The organism is Margalitia sp. FSL K6-0131 (assembly GCF_038008735.1).
Taxonomy (GTDB): domain Bacteria; phylum Bacillota; class Bacilli; order Bacillales; family Bacillaceae_C; genus Margalitia; species Margalitia shackletonii.
This window is the reverse complement of sequence record NZ_JBBOZS010000001.1, coordinates 633582-656592: the sequence shown is the minus strand read 5'-3', so window position 1 is coordinate 656592 and position 23011 is coordinate 633582. Positions and strand designations below refer to the sequence as shown.

Annotated in this window: 25 protein-coding genes; 9 read left to right on the top strand and 16 right to left on the bottom strand. The window is 37.8% G+C overall.

Annotation, left to right across the window (positions count from 1 at the left end; all coding sequences use genetic code 11):
* Positions 1 to 347: 347 nt before the first annotated feature.
* Positions 348 to 809: a site-2 protease family protein gene (locus tag NSQ59_RS03360; RefSeq protein WP_055738257.1), complete on the top strand. Its 462-nt coding sequence runs from the start codon at positions 348 to 350 to the stop codon at positions 807 to 809.
* Positions 810 to 891: 82 nt separating this feature from the next.
* Here NSQ59_RS03360 and NSQ59_RS03355 read toward each other — a convergent pair whose 3' ends face one another.
* Complete coding sequence (locus NSQ59_RS03355; protein ID WP_055738256.1) at positions 892 to 2232, bottom strand: amidohydrolase family protein; 1341 nt, start codon at positions 2230 to 2232, stop codon at positions 892 to 894.
* 124 nt (positions 2233 to 2356) lie between these two features.
* Here NSQ59_RS03355 and NSQ59_RS03350 point away from each other — a divergent pair, with 124 nt between their 5' ends.
* Positions 2357 to 3256 carry a helix-turn-helix domain-containing protein gene (locus NSQ59_RS03350; protein WP_055738255.1) on the top strand — a complete coding sequence of 300 codons (900 nt, stop codon included), beginning with the start codon at positions 2357 to 2359 and terminating at the stop codon, positions 3254 to 3256.
* A gap of 463 nt (positions 3257 to 3719) precedes the next feature.
* The gene (locus tag NSQ59_RS03345) at positions 3720 to 4901 is read left to right on the top strand and encodes an IS256 family transposase (protein WP_126647527.1); all 1182 of its coding nucleotides are present in this window, start codon (positions 3720 to 3722) and stop codon (positions 4899 to 4901) included.
* Between the two features lie 271 nt (positions 4902 to 5172).
* Here the strand turns inward: NSQ59_RS03345 and NSQ59_RS03340 are convergent, their stop codons facing one another.
* Genes NSQ59_RS03340 through NSQ59_RS03330 form a run of 3 tightly spaced genes read right to left on the bottom strand, consistent with a single transcriptional unit; the run spans position 5173 to position 7565 of the window.
* Positions 5173 to 6018, bottom strand: a complete 846-nt coding sequence (locus NSQ59_RS03340; RefSeq protein WP_340829216.1) for a M55 family metallopeptidase — start codon at positions 6016 to 6018, stop codon at positions 5173 to 5175.
* A 23-nt stretch (positions 6019 to 6041) separates the two neighbouring features.
* On the bottom strand, positions 6042 to 7103 hold the full coding sequence (locus NSQ59_RS03335) for a M42 family metallopeptidase (protein ID WP_340829214.1): 1062 nt from the start codon (positions 7101 to 7103) through the stop codon (positions 6042 to 6044).
* Between the two features lie 15 nt (positions 7104 to 7118).
* Positions 7119 to 7565 (bottom strand): Lrp/AsnC family transcriptional regulator, encoded by a 447-nt coding sequence (locus NSQ59_RS03330; protein ID WP_055738251.1) that lies wholly within the window; start codon positions 7563 to 7565, stop codon positions 7119 to 7121.
* A gap of 176 nt (positions 7566 to 7741) precedes the next feature.
* On the opposite strand from NSQ59_RS03330, the gene NSQ59_RS03325 reads away from it, so the two are divergent.
* Entirely contained in the window at positions 7742 to 8893 is a 1152-nt protein-coding gene (locus NSQ59_RS03325) for an amidohydrolase (protein WP_340829208.1), read from the top strand.
* A 180-nt stretch (positions 8894 to 9073) separates the two neighbouring features.
* Here the strand turns inward: NSQ59_RS03325 and NSQ59_RS03320 are convergent, their stop codons facing one another.
* On the bottom strand, positions 9074 to 9214 hold the full coding sequence (locus tag NSQ59_RS03320) for a hypothetical protein (RefSeq protein ID WP_340829206.1): 141 nt from the start codon (positions 9212 to 9214) through the stop codon (positions 9074 to 9076).
* 321 nt (positions 9215 to 9535) lie between these two features.
* On the opposite strand from NSQ59_RS03320, the gene NSQ59_RS03315 reads away from it, so the two are divergent.
* Positions 9536 to 10492 (top strand): nucleoside hydrolase, encoded by a 957-nt coding sequence (locus tag NSQ59_RS03315; RefSeq protein ID WP_340829202.1) that lies wholly within the window; start codon positions 9536 to 9538, stop codon positions 10490 to 10492.
* A 462-nt stretch (positions 10493 to 10954) separates the two neighbouring features.
* Here NSQ59_RS03315 and NSQ59_RS03310 read toward each other — a convergent pair whose 3' ends face one another.
* The 9 genes from NSQ59_RS03310 to NSQ59_RS03270 all read right to left on the bottom strand — a co-directional run bounded on the left by NSQ59_RS03310 (position 10955) and on the right by NSQ59_RS03270 (position 16472).
* Positions 10955 to 11773: an SPL family radical SAM protein gene (locus tag NSQ59_RS03310; RefSeq protein WP_340829200.1), complete on the bottom strand. Its 819-nt coding sequence runs from the start codon at positions 11771 to 11773 to the stop codon at positions 10955 to 10957.
* A 26-nt stretch (positions 11774 to 11799) separates the two neighbouring features.
* Positions 11800 to 12195 carry a VOC family protein gene (locus NSQ59_RS03305; RefSeq protein ID WP_055738246.1) on the bottom strand — a complete coding sequence of 132 codons (396 nt, stop codon included), beginning with the start codon at positions 12193 to 12195 and terminating at the stop codon, positions 11800 to 11802.
* Between the two features lie 130 nt (positions 12196 to 12325).
* Positions 12326 to 13102, bottom strand: a complete 777-nt coding sequence (locus NSQ59_RS03300) for a sulfite exporter TauE/SafE family protein (RefSeq protein WP_055738245.1) — start codon at positions 13100 to 13102, stop codon at positions 12326 to 12328.
* Positions 13103 to 13148: 46 nt separating this feature from the next.
* Positions 13149 to 13376: a sulfurtransferase TusA family protein gene (locus NSQ59_RS03295; protein ID WP_055738244.1), complete on the bottom strand. Its 228-nt coding sequence runs from the start codon at positions 13374 to 13376 to the stop codon at positions 13149 to 13151.
* A gap of 139 nt (positions 13377 to 13515) precedes the next feature.
* Complete coding sequence (locus NSQ59_RS03290; RefSeq protein ID WP_340829195.1) at positions 13516 to 14631, bottom strand: MBL fold metallo-hydrolase; 1116 nt, start codon at positions 14629 to 14631, stop codon at positions 13516 to 13518.
* Between the two features lie 40 nt (positions 14632 to 14671).
* The gene (locus NSQ59_RS03285) at positions 14672 to 15247 is read right to left on the bottom strand and encodes a sulfurtransferase TusA family protein (protein ID WP_340829193.1); all 576 of its coding nucleotides are present in this window, start codon (positions 15245 to 15247) and stop codon (positions 14672 to 14674) included.
* Between the two features lie 52 nt (positions 15248 to 15299).
* The gene (locus NSQ59_RS03280; protein ID WP_340829190.1) at positions 15300 to 15596 is read right to left on the bottom strand and encodes a rhodanese-like domain-containing protein; all 297 of its coding nucleotides are present in this window, start codon (positions 15594 to 15596) and stop codon (positions 15300 to 15302) included.
* A gap of 16 nt (positions 15597 to 15612) precedes the next feature.
* Positions 15613 to 16086 (bottom strand): DsrE/DsrF/DrsH-like family protein, encoded by a 474-nt coding sequence (locus NSQ59_RS03275; protein WP_055738241.1) that lies wholly within the window; start codon positions 16084 to 16086, stop codon positions 15613 to 15615.
* Between the two features lie 122 nt (positions 16087 to 16208).
* A complete protein-coding gene (locus NSQ59_RS03270) occupies positions 16209 to 16472 on the bottom strand; it encodes a metal-sensitive transcriptional regulator (protein ID WP_055738240.1) in 264 nt (87 codons plus the stop codon).
* A 408-nt stretch (positions 16473 to 16880) separates the two neighbouring features.
* Between NSQ59_RS03270 and NSQ59_RS03265 the strand changes: the two genes are divergently transcribed.
* On the top strand, positions 16881 to 17480 hold the full coding sequence (locus NSQ59_RS03265) for an NADPH-dependent FMN reductase (protein ID WP_340829187.1): 600 nt from the start codon (positions 16881 to 16883) through the stop codon (positions 17478 to 17480).
* Between the two features lie 89 nt (positions 17481 to 17569).
* Here NSQ59_RS03265 and NSQ59_RS03260 read toward each other — a convergent pair whose 3' ends face one another.
* Positions 17570 to 18079, bottom strand: coding sequence for a hypothetical protein (locus tag NSQ59_RS03260; RefSeq protein WP_340829183.1), 510 nt, complete (start codon positions 18077 to 18079; stop codon positions 17570 to 17572).
* A gap of 13 nt (positions 18080 to 18092) precedes the next feature.
* Positions 18093 to 18599 carry a hypothetical protein gene (locus tag NSQ59_RS03255; protein WP_126647540.1) on the bottom strand — a complete coding sequence of 169 codons (507 nt, stop codon included), beginning with the start codon at positions 18597 to 18599 and terminating at the stop codon, positions 18093 to 18095.
* A 231-nt stretch (positions 18600 to 18830) separates the two neighbouring features.
* On the opposite strand from NSQ59_RS03255, the gene NSQ59_RS03250 reads away from it, so the two are divergent.
* The 3 genes from NSQ59_RS03250 to NSQ59_RS03240 all read left to right on the top strand — a co-directional run bounded on the left by NSQ59_RS03250 (position 18831) and on the right by NSQ59_RS03240 (position 22989).
* Positions 18831 to 20357, top strand: a complete 1527-nt coding sequence (locus NSQ59_RS03250) for a spore germination protein (protein ID WP_340829180.1) — start codon at positions 18831 to 18833, stop codon at positions 20355 to 20357.
* A 110-nt stretch (positions 20358 to 20467) separates the two neighbouring features.
* On the top strand, positions 20468 to 21622 hold the full coding sequence (locus tag NSQ59_RS03245) for a Ger(x)C family spore germination protein (protein ID WP_055738235.1): 1155 nt from the start codon (positions 20468 to 20470) through the stop codon (positions 21620 to 21622).
* Positions 21623 to 21891: 269 nt separating this feature from the next.
* Positions 21892 to 22989: a GerAB/ArcD/ProY family transporter gene (locus NSQ59_RS03240; protein WP_340829174.1), complete on the top strand. Its 1098-nt coding sequence runs from the start codon at positions 21892 to 21894 to the stop codon at positions 22987 to 22989.
* Positions 22990 to 23011 lie beyond the last annotated feature (22 nt).

The following is a 23011-nucleotide window of genomic DNA, read 5'->3' as shown; positions in this document are numbered from 1 at the left end:
CTTTATTTTAGCGAAAATCATTTTTAATTTCTAGTAAACAACTCGGAATTGCAATTACGAAACTTTTAGGACTGATTATTCGTAAAATTTAAAAACATGAGGTGTTCATATGTTTTTCTTTTTATTAATTCTTATACCAGCTCTAGGCGTCTTATGGTTCTTGAATCTTACTAATTTCCTCATTCGACTGAAAAAGGACCAAAACACACATAATCAAAAAGTTTTAGGTGCAATTTTAACGTTTCTCCTAGTATTTGCATTTGCGTACGGTTTCCTAGGCTTGATAGAATAATACACTCTACTTCCCTTCATCGAATGTTAAAATAAAAATAAAAAGGTATCTGGTTATGATTATTATTTGGTTTCTTTTATTTATTGCCCCCCTTACCTTGTTCATTCATGAATTTGGGCATTCTATAGGGGCTTATCTTGTTAAATCGGATAAAATTCAATTATTTATTGGTGTTGGAAAAAGGCTTTTTTTCTTTCGTATAAGTACAATATCCTTTCATATTCATACTTTTTACATGCTTGGCGGACACACAGCTAGTGAACGGGACCCTTACTATTCAAAAGTGGAACAAATCATTATTTCACTATTTGGACCGTTGCTAAATGGAGTGGTGGGTATCCTTAGTACACTTATATTTTCCGCCAGTAATTCTAGTGTTCTCCTATTCTTTAATCTTTTTAATATTTGGTTATGTGTCATTAACCTGATTCCGTACCGAATTGGCGACAAACAATCAGATGGATATGTGATTTTGAAAATCATGTTTGGAAGGCAAAATAAGCGTAAATCCATGTAAATGAATAAAAAAGTGACTGTCTGCATGCATCCAAAGCGCACCATTCCATATAGTGCGCTTTCTTTGTATAATCACTATCCAACTATTTCTCCATTGCTTCCCATTCTTTTTCAAATTCACTTAACTGCTTATCCACATAAGCTTGACTAGGTATGTGCTTTAATATTTCTTCTTGGCTGTACACTTTTCCACCCTTAATGACATAATAGATGTCCTGTGTATGTTGAATATTTTCGAGCGGATCATTATTTAAGAGGACAAGATCGGCGATATTTCCTTTCTTTATGGAACCGACATTCTCTAATTGTATAGATTTAGCCGCATTAACAGTTGCTGCCTGCAAGGTTTCCATTTCTGAAAATCCCATTTCTACAAACAACTCCATCTCACGGTGTATAGCCATTCCTGGGAATGTCCAAATCAGTGCTGGGGAGTCTGTCCCCGTAACTACCGTGCCTCCTAAATCAAAATAAGTCTTCGCGACAACTTTTGTAAACTGATTTAATTTAGCAAATTGCTGCTTCAGCTGTTCTTGATATTCAGACATATTACGCCAATGCCCAATCAGTATATGCTCTTTTTCAAGTGACTCCGTTATTATATTTTTCGGATCCCAAACCTGAGGTGATTTATCTATTTGATCAAAGATAATTAGGGTTGGACAGAGTTTTACATTATACGCAATCATTTGTTGGCAAAGGTCTTTAATCTTCCGTTCATCTGGTTCTTCCCAATTAAGATGCTCCCATTGAGTTTGATCTGCCCTTGGGTACCATCCCTGATATAAGGCTTGAGCAAACCCGGATGCATGTTCAAACCAGGTAACACCGATTTGTGCTGCATCTAAAGCATTCAAATCCTTAGAATGAATTAAGTCACAGCTCACTTCTAAATCATATTTTTTCGCCTCATTCACTACCGCTTCCATAACATTTCTGTTGATCCAGCCATATGCTTTTATAAACTTTACCCCAGCTGCAGCCTGCCTCCTGACTTCCATTCTTGCCTCTTCCGGATCATCGGTGACAAGATTTCCAGAACTCGTTGGTCCCCATTGTCCAGGGGTTCCATCAATCATTCTATCTGCTGAATATACTCGTGGTGTCGGTGCATCAATAGGTGCATCTATTAAGTTTTTTATCATGAATACATTTCCTGCTGTATTGCGTACCGTTGTTACCCCGGATGCAAGAAAATGTGGTGCATACAGTTCTTGAATATGACAATGCATATCAATTAAACCAGGAATAATAAATTTCCCCTTTGCGTCAATGACCGGAATCCCTTCTGGTAACACTTGATTTGGTAGAAAAATGGTCTTTATTTTACTTTCTTGAATTTCGATAGATCCCGTAAAAGAATTACTATTTTCTACATCGATAATTGTTCCGTTTGCCACAATATAATGTTTTTGTTCCCTCATATTTTTTATCCCCCTTAAATCATTTCCGTTATAATGAAAGCAACTTATTTTTGGTAATTTCATTGTATATTGGACTTTTAATGGTCCTTTTAAAATTTTCATATAGTGGAATAGAGGGATGTGGATGGTACCTTACGGTGAAACGTTGCGGCAAATCCGTGTACAGAAGGGATTGACCATGAAGGAACTTGCAGATGGAATTTGTTCGGTTTCTTTTTTGTCGAAGTTTGAACGAGGTGATTCCGATATTACCCTCGGACTTTTTACAAAAATATTGGAAAAATTAATGCTAAGTTTTGATGAGTTTTTATACATACATAACGACTACATGCCTGATCAGCTTGAACAATTTTTCAAAAATGTAAGTACAGCATACTTCAATCGAAATTCTGCTCAACTGAAGCATTTAAAAAAACAAGAAATAGAAAAATGGGAGAAATATAGAATAGATATCTATTATTGTAATGTTTTGATGCTCCAGGTTTATGAACGGATTGTCGACGCAAAGGAAATCGATGAAAATGTTGATAAAGAGGATGTAAAAATTTTATCGAATTATTTATTTAGTGTTGAGGTATGGGGGTATTATGAATTACAGCTTTATAGCGCTACTATGCTGTTTCTTGAGCCTATCATGGTCGTACATTTATCTAAAACAGCCTATGAAAAAAGTATCCGTTACCGAAGTTTAAAAAAGGTGAACGAAGCTATCATTGCCATCATTATGAATACCATTGTCTATTTATTAGGACCCGTAAATCGTTTTAATGAAAAAATGGAGTATCGAAAGGAAATCAGTGAGTTCTTTTCCTATCTTGAAACGATTGCATTGCCGGAAAGCAGTTTGTTGGAACGGGTAGAATTACTTCATTTAAAGGGTGCGTATGAATTAAGAATTGGAAACAGGGAAGAAGGAATTGCTAAAATACAACATGCAATTCAAATCCTTTCCGATTTAGGTTCCTACGGAAATGCAACTAGGATAGAAAAATATTTGCAGCAAATCTTGGATTGCACTAAATAAAAAAATGCGGACAGATTTGTCACTCGAGGGAAATTCATTTCTTAGTTAAATTTTTTTCGATAGTCGATAGTGTTGTCTAAATGAAGGACACTTTTCTTGTTTTACTATCCGGGTTTGCCCTTCATTAACAAGATGAAGGACACTTTTCCTATTTTACTATCTGGGTTTGTCCTTCATTAACAAGATGAAGGACACTTCTCTTATTTTACTATCTGGGTTTGTCCTTCATTAACAAGATGAAGGACACTTCTCTTATTTTACTATCTGGGTTTGTCCTTCATTAACAAGATGAAGGACACTTTTCCTATTTTACTATCGGGTTTTGTCCTTCATTAACAAGATGAAGGACACTTTTCCTATTTTACTAGATTAAGTCCATATAATTGTGTAAAAAGAATAGGTCATCATCATGACCCGTGTTACAATGTTTTCGACCAAGAAACCATTTACGGAGGACATGATGATGACCCAAATAAATATTACTATAAATTTAGAAGATCTCAAAGAAAAAATTGAAAAAAGCTCACTTGAATCACCCGTAAAAGCCTCTTTGACATTAATTTTAAATTCTTTGATGGAGAAAGAAAGAGACGAATATATCAATGCTCTTTCCCATGAAAGAACAGAAGAACGTAGAGGGTATCGAAATGGTTATTATGAGCGTGAATTAATGACTGATGCGGGCTCACTTACGTTAAAAGTTCCTCGAACTAGAGACGGTGAATTTTCTACGACTATCTTTGAAAAGTTTAAACGCTGCGATCAAGCATTAATTCTATCCATGATTGAAATGGTAGTAAATGGTGTTTCCACACGTAAAGTGACTAAAATTGTAGAAGAATTATGTGGGAAAAGTGTGTCTAAATCACTTGTTTCTAACCTAATTAAAACATTGGACCCTGCAATTAATGAATGGAGAAACCGACCACTAAACGTAAGTTATTACCCATATATTTACGTTGATGCCATGTACATTAAGGTTCGCGAAAACAAACAAGTCGTTTCAAAGAGTGTCCACATTGCTGTTGGAGTGACCGAAGGTGGCCATAGAGAAATCATTGGCCTAAAAATTAACCATACGGAGTCCGCAGAAAGCTGGTCTTTCTTCTTTGAGTATTTAAAATCCAGAGGACTTCAATCTCCTAAAATGGTTATTTCAGATGCTCATAGTGGCTTAGTTTCATCTATTAAAGAGACATTTTTAGGTACTTCATGGCAACGCTGTACGGTCCATTTCATAAGAAACCTCCTGGATTCGCTACCTAAAAAAGGAACAGCTGAAGCTAGGCAAGAGCTAAAATGTTTATTTAAAAACTCAGATATGGATGTTGTGAGAGATTTGAAAAATCGTTTTGTAGAAAAATATCAAGATACCAAAGGTTTTTCCAAAACCATTGACATCTTAGACAGTGGTTTTGAAGATGCAATCCAGTTTCTTGCACACCCGGTTGAGTATCATATAAGTTTACGTACAACCAACATGCTAGAACGATTAAACCAAGAGGTCCGTAGAAGAGAAAGAGTCATTCGTATTTTTACCAATGATCAGTCTGCCATAAGGATTATTGGCTCAGTATTGATGGATATTAATGAAGAATGGACGTCAAAGGATTACCCATATTTAAAAAAATCAAAAGATAATTAACTCTATCATACAGAGTGTAAAAGCCTAATTTCGAATTGACTTTGAGCCTCCAGTAGGCATGATAAAAAGCCAGGAAGCCAGGAGTTTACAACACCTGGCTTACCCTCCAGGCTATCATGCCCACCCTCAAAGTAAATTCGAAATAATATAGTTCATTACACAAGTTGAATTAACTCGAAAATATTGTTAACACTTTTACACAATTAAATGGACTTGACTTTTTACTATCTGGGTTTGTCCTTCATTAACAAGATGAAGGACACTTTTCCTTCTATGCATTCACATTCCCAAGTACACCATTCGTTGCAGTAATCGCAATAATAACACAGCCCCACATATGCTTGTAGGCAGTAACCATATCGTCGCACGTAAAACGAATCGTTTTTGGATCGACCGCTTCAACCGTTGGCAAAGTGGTCGTCATTTTTGCCTGTTGAGGACCTTTAAACTGAATCTCAAAGGTCACGGGGCCATCAATAGTAAGCGGTTTGATTGTTTTCGCTTTTTTAACAGCGATTTCTGCTTTTTCTCGAATTTGCTCTGCCACTACGGTTGGATGAATCAGTTCAGCTGCAAAGCGATCTACCGCACGCTTCACTACCACTGCTTCTACTTGCGGCAGCGTTTCCTTGACCTCTTTTACATACGCATCATCCCCGCTTATAAATACAGCCGGAACGCCAAATGAACCGGCAACGAAAGCATTCATTTCCGTTTCACCGACCACTTTCCCATTAATCTTCATTTCGTTCACACATATCCCTGCTAATGTATGGCTAATAACCGCATCTGATCCGCCTTCACGGCCGTGATGTCCGACAAACATAATCGCATCAAAGCTTTCATCTAATCCCTCTAACTGGCACATTACGCGATTGCTTCCGGAAATTAGTCTCGCCCGAGGATCTAAATCCTCAATCAATATATTGGACATATTTCCATGACCATCTGCGACCACTACCTCTGTTGCTCTGCCATTAAAAGCTCCCTCAACAACTGCATTGACTTCAGCTGTCATAAGCTTTCTAAAACGTTGATACTCACTAGGTGTTTTTAGCTGTTGATTAGTCGCAACACCAGAAATTCCTTCAATATCTGCTGAAATAAAAACTTTCATTTAACACAGCTCCTTTTTAAAAATTACCATTCAAAACTAGTATCTTCTGCCAAATTTAATACAAATGCCTTCACTAAATCCTTCGTCGCCTCTAAATCTGCAACACTCACCAGCTCAATCGGCGAATGGGCATATCTTGATGGGATAGACAATACTCCCGTAGGAACACCGTTATTGGCTAACGCAACGGCACCGCCATCTGTTCCAATACCAGGAAAGATCTCTAACTGATACGGAATCCCTTTTTCCTTTGCGAGATTTACTAAATGATTCTTCATTGTTTTATGTACAATTAGGCTGAAATCCATCACTTTAATTCCGGTTCCTTTTCCTAAAAACAACGTCTTGTCCATCGTTTCTTCCGGTGTATCACTGACAGCTGTTGTATCAAGGGCGATAGCTGCATCAACGTCTAATGTTTTGATGGCTGTTTCCGCCCCTCTTAAGCCAACCTCCTCTTGAACGGAAAATAAAAAGGTGACAACGCCTGCAAATGTTTCATCCTGTAATTCATTGACCAATTGCAGTAAAACGGCACAGCCTACCCGGTCATCCAATGATTTGGCCATAATCATTTCTTTTCCCTTTGGTCCCAATACCTTCATTTCGGTTGCCCATGTTACTGGCGCGCCCACCTCTATCCCCATCTTCTCCACTTCCGCTTTGGAGGATGCACCGATATCGATGTACAAATGCGTATGTTTGCGTACTTTGGATGGATCATCAAATTTTACAAAGTGGGCTGACATGGTTCCGATTACTCCGGATATTTCCCCTGAATTTCCTAAAACCTTTACCTGCTGGGCAAGGAGGATGCGGTCGTCATGTCCGCCAAGCTTTTCAAAGCGAATAAGGCCGTTCTCTTCGATTTTTTTTACGATAAAGCCGACTTCATCCATATGTGCTGTTAATAGAATTTTGGGTCCTGGAAGACTTCCTTTTTTTGTTGCAATGACATTCCCGATTCCATCGATGCGCACCTCATCCACCAGATCCTTTACATAATCACGAATATAGTAGGAAACATTGTGCTCGTAACCACATGGGCCGTTTAAGGAAGTTAACTTTTTTACAATATCTAACATGAACATTCTCCTTCTCTAAATATATTCGAAAGTATTTTTATAGACTTGCAATTGAATCATTGATTTATATTCTTTAATACATGGAATTTGATCCAGCTTATAAAGGATATTTGTAATTTCATCCTGATTTTGCACAGTGATTTGGGCGAGCAGTGGGTAATCTCCGGATGTCATAGTGATAAAACGAATTTCACGGATGTTTTTTAACTCCTCAATTGCTGTTTGCAGCATACCAGATTGAATTTTCATCTGAATAATCGCTTCTGCCTTTAATCCAAGCGCAATCGGATTCACCACTCCTACAACACTTAAAATATCGTTTTCTATTAAGTTCTTATACCTTGCTCTCACTGTTTTTTCTGTAACATTTAATCGGGAAGACAACTCGGTAAAAGACATGCGCCCATCCCCTGAGAGCAATTTAATCATGGCACGGTCTAATTCATCGATTTCATATTTCATAAATTTCCTTCTTCCGACAAAAAAATTTCTCTTTCCCAACTGAAATCAGTAGTAATTCTTAAATCTATAACTCTTTTTCAATACTAAAAATATACTTTACTATCTAAAAATGATATATTATGAATAATTATATAGTTGAAATCTTCTGAAATCAACCGTTAACAAGGAGGATGTCCATGTTATCTATTATCAACGCAAAAGTGTTTGATGGCACTGGAAATGTTATAGACAATGGGAAAATCGTTATTGAAGATGGAAAGTTTTCGCAAATCGGAACATCACTTTCTATTCCGGAAGGGTGTAAAGTCATCGACGTCGAAGGGAAAATTGTCACCCCAGGTTTAATTGATGTACATACACATCTTGGGGTACATGAAGAAGGTGTCGGAAAAGCAGGTCAGGATGTAAATGAAACAAGTTCAGAAGTTACATCACAGGTCCGTTCCCTTGATGGAATTAACCCTTTTGAGCCTGGTTTTGAAGTTGCCAGAAAATCAGGGATAACCACTGTGCAAATTATGCCTGGAAGTGCTAATGTGATCGGCGGTGAGATGGTGGTTGTCAAAACGAAAGGAACTGTTGTGGATCAAATGGTTTTACGGGAGCCATCAGGAATGAAAGCCGCTACTGGTGAGAACCCTAAAAATGTCCACGGCGGTAAAGGAAAAATGCCGACAACCAGAATGGGCGTAGCCGCAAGATTGCGGGAAAAGTTCATGGAAGCAGAGCACTATAAAATGCAGTTTGAAAATGGGAAGGTTGCCCGCAATCTTGGACTAGAAAATCTTTGCAAGGTATTAAATAAAGAAATTCCACTTCGTGTTCACGCCCACCGCGCAGATGATATTGCCACTGTTTTAAGACTGAAGCGGGAATTCAATATTGATATCACGATTGAACATTGTACAGAAGGACATCTGATTGCTGATTTTATTGCCGAGCACGATGTTATGGTTTCGGTCGGACCAACCATGTCCTCCAAATCCAAGGTAGAGCTTGCTAATAAGGGCTGGCATACTCTTGTTGCTCTTACAAATGCTGGTGTTTCCGTATCGATTACAACAGATCATCCGGTCGTAGGAATTGAACACTTAATGACTAGTGCCATAATGGCGGTGAAGAACGGATTGTCAGAAACGGATGCTTTAAAAGCCATCACCATCAATGCGGCAAAGCACTTAGGTGTCGAGGAAAGGGTTGGAAGTATTGAAGCAGGAAAGGATGCAGACTTCGCTATTTGGAGTGGAGATCCTTTTGATTTACGTTCCTCTGTTGTAAAAACATATATTCAAGGGGAATGTGTATTTGAAAAGGGTTCTGATTTTTAAGTCGGTAATACTGGAAGTGTGTCTTCTATATTCTAATTCAAAATAAATGAACTTGAAGCAGGCACATAAAAAACGCGAAGATCACTTGTATCTCGACGTTTTTTATGTGCCTTACCGTTTAATTATTTTCCCCATACCGATCGTAATCAACAGAAGAAGTATTAGCGAAAAAGATGTAGCCTAAATAATGCTCCCATCCCCAAATATTGCAGTCAATACATCAGCATAGGAAGGCATACCCAGTGCATATAGCAAGGGCAATAGTAAAAGGGCCGTAAACAAGCCCATTACAAAATATAATAGTCTACTCTTTTTGCTCATAGTCTCACCCCCCACCTAATTTTAACATAATATTCAAAATAGATGTTCTTTTTATGAATTTAGACATATTATTTCCGTTTACCTTTCAGCTTAGACTCTGGAATACTCAGATTAAGCACAATCTTAGTTAGAAATGATTTAAGGTCATTCCTGCCTAATCATCATAAAATATATAAAAACATCTTTAGTAGAGGTCGATAGGTGTGGGATAAGGACCTGTCCCCTTGAGCATCGTAAGATAAAAGCAAAACATCATCTGCTGAAGTCGGTTGCAATGGGACGAGGGACCTGTCCTTTCATCCTGAAAAGGAGGAATTATTTTTGTACAATGTTTTAATGTTTGTGGATTCGGGTGTGGATGATGCGTTTGCGCTTATGTATGCACTTTTGCACCCCGAAATAAAAGTTGTCGGAGTCGTAAGCGGGTATGGAAATATTACGAAGGAGGAATCGGTGGCGCATACTGCCTATTTATTGAATTTAGCAGGGAAACGGGATATTCCGATTATTGCCGGATCATCGGGACCTTTATCAGGAGAACCAGCTCAATTTTATCCAGAAATCCATGGAAAAGGCGGATTTGGACCGATACAGCCTCCAAACAATTCAAAGGAAGTAAATGTTTATGATATAAATAAAATTATTGAAATTGTAACTACCTATCCGAAAAACTTGATTATTGTTGGCGTGGGTAGGCAAACAGATGTGGCATTGCCGCTAATTATCTATGGATCAGAGGTTTATCAGAATATAAATGCCTTATATATTATGGGCGGTGCATTCCTCGGTCCAGGCAATGTAACTCCAGAAGCAGAAGCTAATTTTTATTCGGACCCTATTGCAGCCAACCAAGTGATGGAAAAAGCGAAAAACATCTACTTACACCCATTAAACATAACAAGCAGAGCCCTTATACCTCCCAAGGTAATAAGCTATATTGCAGAAAAAGGCAAGTCACCTTTTAATCATATCATTAAACCCGCTTATGATTATTATCTTAATGCCTATAAAAAAAATGTACCGGGAATTAAGGCGGCACCTTTACACGATGTCCTTGCGGTTAGTGCGATTGTGAATCCGAATCTCGTCACTTATGTGCCCCGGAGAGTAACAGTGGAGCAATTCGGGTCAGCACGCGGCAAAAGCATTGCTGATTTCCGGCCTAAGCCAACACAGGAACCAGAGGAAACCCTTGATTGGATTGGGATGGATGCGGATATTCCTGCGTTTATTGAAGATTTTACTTTAACTTTTATGAGAGAAATTACAAGCAAATAATTAGGAAGGGAGTACATATGGAAGACAAATTGTGCTTCCTTTTTTAGATTACTAAAGACATTTGCTTTCTGGTTATCAATAAAGGGGGGGCCATCATCGATGCTTAGAATAAAATTGTTTTTACTCTCTTGATTACGGGCACAATTCTACCACTATTGTTCCCTTTTCCTTGTACTCTCTTGATTTCGGGCACAATCCTGCTACTATTGTTCCCTTTTTCCTTGTACTCTCTTGATTTCGGGCACAATTCTACCACTATTGTTCCCTTTTTCCTTGCACTCTCTCGATTTCGGGCACAATTCTACCACTATTGTTCCCTTTTTCCTCGCACTCTCTTGATTTCGGGCACAATCCTACCACTATTGTTCCCTTTTTCTCAGCACAATCCCGATTTCGAGCACAATTCTACTACTATTTTGTTTTCTTTTTCCCTACACTTTGAATAATTCAAAGTGTCCTTCATCAAGGTTCAAATCCGAGTTGGCTTACGAAAATCTGCTGTGCTGGAAATACTTTTTTCAACCTATCTACAACAATCTTATATGCATTGGGTTCATACCATTCCTGTAATCCAAGCTCCTCATACTTCTTCTCCATCCCTAATCTTTTTGTCCGCTTCCCTCCGCTGCCATCACCCATAAAATAATCATCCACACAGACACGTTGCACTAATGTTTTTAATATTTCTGGGAAGGCCTCACTGCTTGGTAACACCGGCGCAATCGTTGCTTGAGTTGGGATACCGGCGTCCTTTAACATCTGAAGTGTTTTCAGGCGTGCATTCACAGGTGGAGCACCAGGAGTAAAATGTTTCCTAACGCTTTCCAAATCGGTCTCAATGGTCATACTGATTCGCACTTTCTCCCCCATTTGTTGAAACAAATCAATGTCCCTGCGTACAAGAGGACTTCTCGTTTGTACCAATAAAAAATCAGGTGGATCCTGGACCATAACTTCCAATAAAGAACGAGTCACTTTTTCCTTATATTCTATTGGCTGGTACGGATCTGTACTGGATGACATAAAAATAGTAACGTCGCCCTTCTTTTTTGCTCTTTGTAGCTCCTTTTTTAACAAATCTGCTGCTCCATTTTTCACATCTACCCACTCCCCCCATTCCCCTTCCCGAAAAAGAGAGACGGGCATTTGCCGAACATAGCAGTAGGAGCAGCCAAATGAGCAACCCGTGTACGGATTAAGTGAATGGGTGTATCCCGATAGATAACCCGTGCCTTTATTCAAAATCGTTTTCGGATTTTTATAGAGAATATCTTTATTCACACTCTCACCTCCGCAAAAATTATCGTTTAATCCTCCAATTGCTCCACATAATTAGAAACTTCAATCAAGTTTTGATCCGGGTCCCTAAAGTAAACAGAATGGATTTTCCCTAATGCACCAGTTCGATATACTGGACCTTCTATTATGGTTATATTATTTTTTGCTAATTGATCTAGAATATCTTCCATTGGCGACTCGCTAATAAAACACAAATCCGCCGATCCGGGTGTTGGATGCTTTGCTTTTGGTTCGAATTCCTTTCCAATTTGATGTAAATTTATTTTTTGCTTACCAAATTGCAGTGCTTTCCGTCCCTCACCAAATGTTACGACCTTCATACCTAATACATTTTCGTAGAAATTACATGTATGTTGGATATCCCTTACTGTTAAAACAAGATGGTCCAGTTTACTAATTTTCATTTTTTTCCTCCTTATCATAAATCTCTTATATCTCCTACTATAATTCCTTCATTTTCCTCCATAATATGTCTAAAAAGCAACTAAGAAATAGAGCTGCCAAAGATTTTTAATGGCAACCCTTTCAGTACTCTTATAAAATATCCATCCAAACCTTAATAGCGGTGATACAAATTAACACAGCTAAAATCACTTGGAGGATTTTAGTGTTCATTTTTCTGCTGACTTTTGCGCCGATTGGTGCGGCAATTAAGCTTGCCACAATCATAATAATGGCTGGTGCGTAATCAATTTGACCAGTCGTAACTTTGCCTATCGTGGAACCGATGGACGAAATAAAGGTAATAGCTAACGAAGAAGCGATCGTCATTCTCGTTGGTATTTTTAATACCGTTAACATGATTGGCACTAACAGGAAGGATCCGCCTGCTCCTACAATACCAGCACCTATTCCTACAATTAACGCAAGAATCGCGGCGAGCCATCCATTAAATTTCACTTGATCGAAGGGAATATCATCAATACCTTTTTTCGGAATAAACATCATGACTACTGCTATCACTGCTAAAATTCCATAAATTACATTAATCCCGCTTTCCGGCATATGATTAGAACCAAAGCTGCCAACAAAGCTCCCAATTAAAATACTTATGCCCATGTAGACAATCAGCTTTTTATTTAAAAACTCTCCTTTGCGATAAGTCCAGACACCGCCAATGGTTGCAAATAACACTTGAATGGCAGTAATTCCTGAGACCTCGTGTGATGTAAAATGAGCTACACCTAAAAATGTCGGAATATACAATAGCAATGGAAAATTGATAATCGCGCCGCCTATCCCCAACATACCTGATATAAAGGAACCGATAAAACCAATAATAAATATAGTAACAATGAAGCTAATATCCAAAGAGAAAACCTCCTTAATAAGGGAACCTTTTCCGGTCCCCTTATTTTTAAGCCTTTTTAATCCAAAACTTCATTACATCATTCTCTTCTTCCAATTTTAAAAGCTCATGACCACCAGATTTTGCCCATGCAGAAAGGTCGTTTTTTGCCCCTTTATCTGTCGCATGAATTTCTAATACTTGACCGGAATCAAGATCCATCATCGCTTTCTTCGTTTTTACAATCGGCATTGGACATGCAAGTCCTTTTGCGTCTAACACTTTGCTTACTTCCATTATAATATTCCTCCTCTATTATTGTAGGCTGTTTTCAATTCTTGTGTTCCGTCACTATTTATAGGCTTTGCGTCGTAGGCCAAATAAAAGGCTTTTCGATTACAAAAGACTTCAAAGTTTAAGAAAAGAGCCTTTATTGTTAGCGAACGGCACATCGGTTTGGACCGATTTCCATTTCACGCTGTTTTTCTTCTTCAGGACTGATTTTTCCCATGTTTGTTTCCCGAATTTCCTGGTATGAATTCGGCTGCGGTGGTAAATTCTCTGTCACTAATTTCCGAAATTCATGCTCATCCTCTATCTTTAATCCATGATTTTTTGCAAATAATGTACCTAGCTTTGCCGCTACAGTTCCATCATCATTTAATTCATCAATAATCATAAAATGGGCAGGAAGAACCATGAGCTCCTCCGATAATTCACGATACTTCTTGTACAGTGTTTCTCTCAAATCTTCTACCCAATCCTCTGCTTTCCCCGCTAAATCAGGTCGTCCAATGGAATCAATAAATAGAATATCCCCAGATAATAAATATTTTTCATCCACAATAAAAGAAGTAGAGCCAATGGTGTGACCTGGTGAATAAAGAGCCTGAATATGGATTGCAGTATTTCCTATAATTACTTCATTCCCATCTTCTAATGGCTGATATTCAAAGGTTACCTCCGTTGCATCCTTTGGCGGTAGCATGTAAATGGCACCCGTTTTCTCAGCAATATGGCGTCCACCTGAAATGTGATCTGCATGGAGGTGGGTATCAAATACATATGTGATTTTGGCCCCAATGCTGTCAGCAAAATTCAGATAAATATCCGTCATCCGTGTAGCATCAATCAACGCTGCTTCACCGTTAGAGACAACCATATAGGATAGACAGCCTTTTCCGATTCGGACGAATTGATAAATTTCCCCTCCATCTTTTAAGTCGCCTACTTTAATAGGTTCTAAATGCTCACTCCAAGCCTTCATTCCACCTTTTAAATAGGATACCTCCGAAAGCATATTCGCCACCATAACAGATGATCCTTCTTTTGCACATACTACTAATATCTCTTTATCAGAAGGCAGTTTATTTAAAATCTCCTCTACACCATCCAGCAATTCAAAATAAGGAACATTTAAATAATCAAAGTTCTCGCCTTCAATCTTCCAATCGTGAAAATCACTTTCATTTCTTACATCTAATATAAATAATGGTTCTTTATTAAATATTTTTTGTGTAACTGCTTTTGATGTCATTTCGCTGATTGTCATATACTTCATTACCCCCTACGGTATAGTAAATGATAAAAAATTATTCAATATTACTTTCTGTTTTACCGGACCACTGACTCATACCCGGAATAACGTTTACCACCTTTGTAAATCCTTTTTTCACTAACATTTGTGCTGCAAGATCACTGCGATTGCCAGAACGGCATACCACATAAATTTCATCTTCTTTATTAAGTCCGTCCACATGATCCTCCAGCTCTCCTAAAGGAATCGACATAGCGGTTGGAATATGATTGAAAGCATATTCAGCAGTTTCTCTTACATCAAGAACAACGATGTTTTCGGCCGCATCCAGTTTCTTTAAAAGCTCATCATTATGGATTGTATTTGCATGCACTTTTTCTTGTTCTTCTTCATTGGAAGCTTTTCTTAAGTAATGCTTTAATACATCTCCTTCTTCGATGGTACCTAAATATTGGTGACCGGTACTCTCTGCCCAAGCCTTCATGTCTGCTTTTGATCCTCTATCAGTGGCTTGCACCTCCAAAACCTGTCCTGGCTCAAGTGTTTTCAGAGCTTTTTTTGTATTTACAATTGGCATCGGACATGCTAATCCTTTTGCATCTAAAATAGCATTTGTTGTTATGCTTTCCATATTGATTCCTCCTGTTTTATACCTATATGGGTATATACCCAATTAAAAAAATTTATTCCACTTTGCCTTCCCAAGCTAGCATTCCGCCAGTCATATTCACAACTTGAAACCCTTCACTTTCTAATAATTGTGCAGCACGGCCGCTTCTGCCACCGGAACGGCATACCATGATATATTCTGTATCCTTGTTCAACTCGTCCATTCGTAATTCAATGAAACCTAACGGAATATTTACAGCACTAGGTATTTTTCCGGCTGCTACTTCATCTACTTCGCGGACATCAATAATATTAAGCTTTTTCCCTTCTTCTAAAAGTTTTTCAACCTCTCTTGGTGTGATTTCTTTCATTTTTCATTCCTCCCAATTAAATAAACAAATTAACATTTCCATCTTGTGCATCCGCCAAATAGGCAGCTACACCTGCATATTCAAGGTTATCTACAAACTCTTCCTTTTGTAGCCCTAAAAGGTCCATTGTCATCGTGCATGCTACCAACTTTACGTCTTGTTCCTGTGCCATTTCGATAAGCTGCGGCAAAGTTAATGCATTGTGTTTTTTTATAACCCCTTTTATCATTTTAGGACCCATTCCAGCAAAGTTCATTTTCGACAGGCCCATTTTATCTGCACCTTTTGGCATCATTTTCCCAAACATTTTTTCCATAAAACCTTTTTTCACTTGGATATTTTCAGTTTTTCGTAATGCGTTTAACCCCCAGAAGGTATGAAAAATCGTTACCTCATGATCATAAGCTGCCGCGCCGTTTGCAATGATATAAGCTGCCATTGCTTTGTCGTAATCACCGCTGAATAATACGATGGTTGTCCTTTTTGTCATAAAAGTTTTCCTCCTTCTAATTATTTACTCATACCCGTATAGGTATATAAAAATTTTAAAAATATATTACCCCAAAGGGTATTATAGAAATCAAAATGAAAGGGGTTGATTTCCCCCAAGATTTAACGGCTTTTTACAAGAAGATTAACCGCCTCTTTTACTAGTTCTTCTGCGCTTCCATCCCCTTTTTCCGTAGCCTTTTGAACGCATTCTACCAAATTAGAGCTTACGATAACGCCAATCGTTCGATCAATGGCAGTTCGGGATGCGGATAACTGTGTAATTACTTCTTTGCAATCCTTGTTCTCTTCCATCATTTTTAAAATTCCTCGCAGCTGCCCCTCAATCCGCTTTACACGATTTTTCATTTGATCGTCATAGTACATAATCTCGCCTCCTTGTAACATACATTTTCTATTTCTACTATCTTACATTAATCTAAAGTGGTATATCCAATTTCGTTATAATCCCCTTTACATATGCCTGCGAATTGCATTCCGTAAAAGGAATAACTTTAACAAGATTCATCATATACCCTACAGGGTATAATGTCAATGAATTTATTTTCTCCTCTAGTTTCCAAACAAATGGCCGTTTATCAGGATAACGACTACTGCTTTGTCTACACTATTATCTTTTAATTGTATGCCCTCTAATATAGTTCGACTAATTGTTTTTTTATTATTTCATGTTTAAAGCTTTACTTTTATACATATCCATATTATAATCAATTACGAAGTTAAACTTACTTACTTTTTAATAGTAAGATTAAATTTGTAAGGGAAGGTTAAATAATGGGTTTCTTAAACAAATTATTTGGAAATCAATCTAAGGAGGAAGAAATCATGTCAAATACAAAATTAAATATAGGTATTATTTTAGGCAGTACACGTCAAGGAAGAGTAAGTCCTCAAGTAGGCGAATGGGTTAAAGGAATCGCTGACAAACGTGAAGATGCAAACTATGAAATCGTTGATATTTCTGAATATAAATTGCCTTTCCTAGGTGAAGGTACTGGGGAAGAAGCAGGTGTTCAAGCTTGGAAGGAAAAGGTAGCAAACCTTGATGGATATGTATTCATTACTCAAGAATATAATCATAGCATTACTGGCGCATTAAAAAATGCATTAGATTCTGCATATCAAGAATGGAACAATAAAGCGGCTGGAATCGTAAGCTATGGTTCAACAGGCGGAGCACGTGCGGCTGAGCATTTACGCGGAATTTTAGCGGAATTACAAGTAGCAAGTGTTCGTACACACCCAACACTATCCTTATTTACTGACTTTGAAAACTTCAGTAATTTCAAACCAGCTGACATGCACACAGATAATGTAAATGCGATGCTTGACCAAGTTATTGCATGGAGCGGCGCATTTAAAACATTAAGATAATAAGAACTATGTAGTTACCGATGCCTGATAGAGACTTAATAAAGAAATCTATAATACAAAAGGACTGATGGATCCAAACATCAGTCCTTTTATCTTTCCGGCAATGTTAAAGTTTTCTTCATCTTCTGCTGCAACGAATAAAAGGTCTCTCTTCCAAAAAACGCATCGGCTCTTTGTTGTATTTCCTTTAACCTTTCATCATTTTCAACTAATGTCTTTCTAATCCTATTAACAATCTGCAATGCTTCCTGATCTTTAATATTATTTGCTACCAGTTCGAGCAGTACTTTCATATCCTCTGAAAATCTTTCGGCAAAGCTATGACACTTTACCATATTCATCCGAAGACCATCTCCATATTCTTCTGTAAAAGCTCTCCTGATACATCCTCTAACACCGGCATATCCATAGGAAACTTCCGAAGCAGCACGGTAAAAAAGGATAATACCATTTGCATTGCTTGACGCTGGATGTACGCGCAGCTCAGTCGTTAAAGACATTAATGTACGCACCATTGGTTTGGCTGCCTCCATTGTATTCCACCAATCTAGCAGCCGTTTTCTCTCATCATTATCCATTGATTTTGGTGGATTGAGCATTTTCTCCCCCTCCCTAAAGACGCGGGATTGCTTGAATATTTTGGATGCGGGCATGTATTTTATACCATTCTTTGCCCAAAAGCTCTTGACCCAGTCTATTTGCTTCGTTAATCATTTGCCCTATTTGCCTATTTAAATTTCGGCTTAAATTCACTAAATAATACACATCTGGTGTCGCACCTTTAACAGCCATTTCAAAGTTGGGGCTTAACTGTTTTTCACTAATTCTTAATGTATCTAAATCAAAAACAAGCATTTCCAGCATATGTTGACTAGTTTCCTCTTTTTTTAAACGATTGATAGTTCCCTGTACCGCATCAAACCCATAGCCTATATCTGCCACAGAAGCATGATAAGGGTTAAGTCCTGGGTTCGTCCGCAGAGCTAGGACCGACCTGAAGCCCGTTGTAATCGAACATACAACCTCTTTCGCAGCCATTCCCCGCTCGATAACATCGTATATTGCATCAAGATTGCTGTTCCATTGACTAACGTTAGTGTTGTTAAAAGTATATGCCATACCTTAATCTCCTTACATACTCGTTAATTAGGTGAACTATTCCACTACCTTTGTTCCATTATATTTTTAGTAAAAGAAATTTATATTTTGTACAAAAATTTCACTTACCAGTACAAGGAGAAAACTCAAGTATTTTTAAAAAAATGTATGGTAAAAAATGATTATGCACAATATAAAATATGCCAAATCAGAGTAAATCTTCAAGGAATGTAAATGGTGGTGGCTCAAAGAATGCTTCGTAAACTTTTCCACAAAAAGATAGACAAGCCAGTTGAAAATAAAGATATAAAAGGAAAAATAACCGGCATTTACAGTGAAGACTTACAATTTTTCCAGAATACTTATAAAGATTGTTTCGACATTGTTTTTCATTGTTTTGAAACGATTGAGCAAAGGAAAGCGGTCATCATTTACATTCAAGGTTTATCCGATCCAGAGGAATTAAATGAAAACGTCATTAAGCCCCTTTTAACGACAGAAGGGGCCTCAGGTGAGAGATTTTCAATGATTCCAGTTTCCCAAATGAAAACTCTGAAAACATATGAGGAATGCATCCAATCGATTAGTGCAGGGCTCCCTGTACTAATTATGGATGGCGATGAATCGGCACTTTCAGTAGGACTTGCGAAATCGGAAAAGAGAAGTATTGAGGAACCAGTTGGTGAATCTGTTATACGCGGACCTCGCGAAGGATTTACAGAGGTACTAGCAGTCAACACCTCCCTATTACGAAGAAAAATACACAGTCCTAAATTAAAAATGCTTCAAATGTCCATTGGAAAGTATTCGCAAACATCTGTGGTTCTAGTATATATTGAAGACCTTGCAGCTACTCAACTCATTGAGGAAGCAAAGCAGAGATTGGAAGGAATCGATATTGACGGCATTTTGGAAAGCAGTTACATCGAGGAATTCATTGAAGACACACCGCGATCTCCTTTTCCGCAATTACTATCAACGGAAAGGCCAGATACGGTTGTAGCTAATTTGTTGGAAGGACGAATCGCCATCTTAGTTGATGGAACACCTTTTTCCATAATAGCACCAGCTACCTTGTTTTCTTTTATTCAATCATCTGAAGACTATTATCAACGATATATTATAAGTACCATGATTAGATGGATTCGGTATCCATTTTTTTTAGTATCTCTGCTGCTCCCTTCATTTTATATAGCACTAACGACATTCCATCAGGAAATGATTCCTACTGACTTGATTATTTCAATGGCTTCAGCTAGAGAATTTGTTCCTTTTCCGACATTTATTGAGGCATTTCTTATGGAAATTACATTCGAGGCATTGCGAGAGGCAGGGTTGCGACTTCCAAAACAAATTGGTTCCGCAGTTAGTATTGTTGGAGCACTCGTCATCGGAGAATCCGCCGTTCAAGCTGGAATCGTCTCACCTGCAATGGTTATCGTAGTATCGATAACGGGAATCGCTTCCTTTATGATTCCAAGATATGCTTTTGGATTTTCTCTGCGAATATTACGATTTCCAATGATGATTTTGGCAGGAACCTTAGGAATTCTTGGAATTATGCTTGGCATTTGCGGAATAGTCATTCATTTATGTAAACTACGCTCCTTTGGGGTCCCTTATCTATCCACATTAGCCCCTGCCCATGCGGATCAATTTAAGGACTCACTTGTTCGTGCCCCTTTTTGGAAATTCAATACACGTCCGCGACTAACTGGAAAGTATAATCAGTATCGACAATCTAGCAATCAAAAACCTAAACCACCGACAAATGAGTAGTTTTTATGGTAAAACGTGAAAAAAACAAACTGTTGACGATGAAAAATCCAGGTAAGGTGTGAAAAAAAGAATAAGAATGGATGAACAACCCCGGGTAGAAGGAGAATCAAATGCATAAATTAATTTTGCCATTATTCTTGACCTCATTTTTATTAAGCGGTTGTGGAAATAGTCGAGAGCTGAATCAACTAGCGATTATCTTAGCTGCTGCTATTGATTTAACGGAAAATGGGGAAATTGAATTATCCGCACAAGTATTAAATCCTCATAGTACTAGTAACAGCGGAGGTGGTGGAGCTGGGGGTGGTGGAGGAAAATTTACTATCGTTCGAACAGCGAAAGGGTTAACGGTTGCCGATGCAGCCTCCAAGCTACAGGAAAAGATTCCCCGCAAAATATTTTGGGGACATTGCAATGTCTTTGTATTCGGAAAAAAATTAGCAAAGAAAGGAATTTATGATGCAGCCGATTATATCGTTCGTGCTCCCCAAACACGGGAACAAGCTCTTTTGTTTGTTAGTGATGGAGATGCAAAAGAAGCTTTAAATGTTGAGCCGCCAATGGAGAAACAGTCCGGACGAGTATTATCTTTACTAAGCAAACAACATGTATTAATGTCCATTACTGTAAAAGATTTTATGGAGATGAAGCTAGGTCCATCCAATGCCATCTTTCTGCCATATGTAAGTATATTGCCGCCCAATCCAACAGATTCTCCAAAAGAAACGATCCCCTATATTAATGGGACGGCTATCTTAAAAAAAGGAAAAATGATCGGTATTTTAAATGATTCTTTAACACGCGGCGTCATGTGGCTGAGAAATGAGGTGAAAGAAAGCCAGGTGGTTGTGAGAGATCCTCTTGGAGAGAAAGGCACCATTACATTATCCCCCTTTCAAGCAACCATCCGATTGATTCCCGTTATTAAAAATGGCCAATGGAAAATGATTGCAAAAGCTTCAGCGAAGGGGGAAATAGTCGAAAATGTAACCAATCTTGACATAATGAACCTTACTACTGTTCGAAAAATTGAAAAGGAAATGAATATCGATATTAGCAAAAGAATAAAGCAATCCTTTACCAAATTACAGAAAGATATGGACTCCGATGTTGTCGGTTTTGCAGAAGAATTCCATCGTAAATACCCAAATGAGTGGAAGAGAGAACGAAATCATTGGGATGATATTTTTCGAAATATGAAGCTGGATGTTGAAATAGACTCCCATATTATTGGACCGGGGCTTTTGACTATTCCAACGGATTAAGGGAATCAGGAGTGAAGAGTAGTGGTTTTTCTAAAATTAATTGGAGTCATCCTCTTTACCATCATAGCCACACTATTACAGCGACCCTATTTAAAGACCAAAACAAAAAGGGAAAAATGGATATATGCTATTTTTATATTCTTTTGTTTGGCTATCGCTGCTCTTCTTATTGTTAAACCCGATTTCCCTGGGCCTACTCAGCTAGTAGGAAAACTATATCCCCCACTATTAAGGACACATAAGTAGGTATTTTAGGAGTGAATAACAATATGACGAAAAAAATACAAATATCTGCTTTACAAACCGGATTTGTCCTATATCCAACCGTACTTGCTACTGGAATCATTAATATGCCTCTATTAACCGGGCAGGTGGCAAAACAAGATTCTTGGATTTCCCCGCTTTGGGCATCTTTAGCTGGGTTTATTGCCATCATTATCGCGTATCAATTATATAAAAGCTTCCCTGACAAAACATTTATCCAATATTCTGAAATAGTGGCTGGGAAATTTTTAGGAAAAATAATCGGTTTTGTTTATTTGCTATTTTTCCTTCATTTTAATGGAATCGTTATAAAAGAATATGCAAATTTTGTTTGGGGAACTTTTCTTAATGAAACACCGATGATCATCATTTCGGTCATTATTATGGTTTTTAGTGCCTATGCCGTTCATGGTGGCTTAGAGGTAATTGCCCGACTAGGACAGATCTTTTTTCCGTTCTTTTGCATTCCGCTTTTTCTATTCTTATTTATTATGCTAATCTACATGAATCCAAAAAATATATTACCAATCATGGAGAATGGTGTGATGCCTTCCATGAAAGGTGGTGTGGTTCTTACCTCTTGGTTTTGTGAGTTATTTCTTATATCTTTTTTCCTTCCGCATCTAAAAAACAATTCAAAAGGATTAAAATGGGGAGTATACACCGGAATTGCTATTACCGTTACATTAATGTTCGTTAATCTTGTCGTTATTTTTGTTTTAGGGAGGTTTTCTTATTATGCATTAACACCATTACTTACTGTAGTCCGATATGTAAGTATAGGGGAATTTTTTGAACATATAGAGGCAGGGCTTTTAGCCGTTTGGATACTAGGTACATTTGTTAAGATTACAACTCTGTATTACGTCGTCACAAAGACTGCCGCTCAATGGCTAAACTTATCAGATGAAAAACTCTTGATTTTCCCTTTAGGCTTTTTACAAGTGTTGTTCAGCATGTGGATTGCAAAGAGTTTTCAGCAACTGTCAAGCTTCTTTCTTAGCATATTGCCCAGCTATTTTATTACCTTTTTTATTGTCATTCCACTAATTATTCTTCTTATTAATGTGATTAAAAACAAAATAGTAAAGGCGGGAAGTTAACACAAAAAAGTGCATTCCTTTT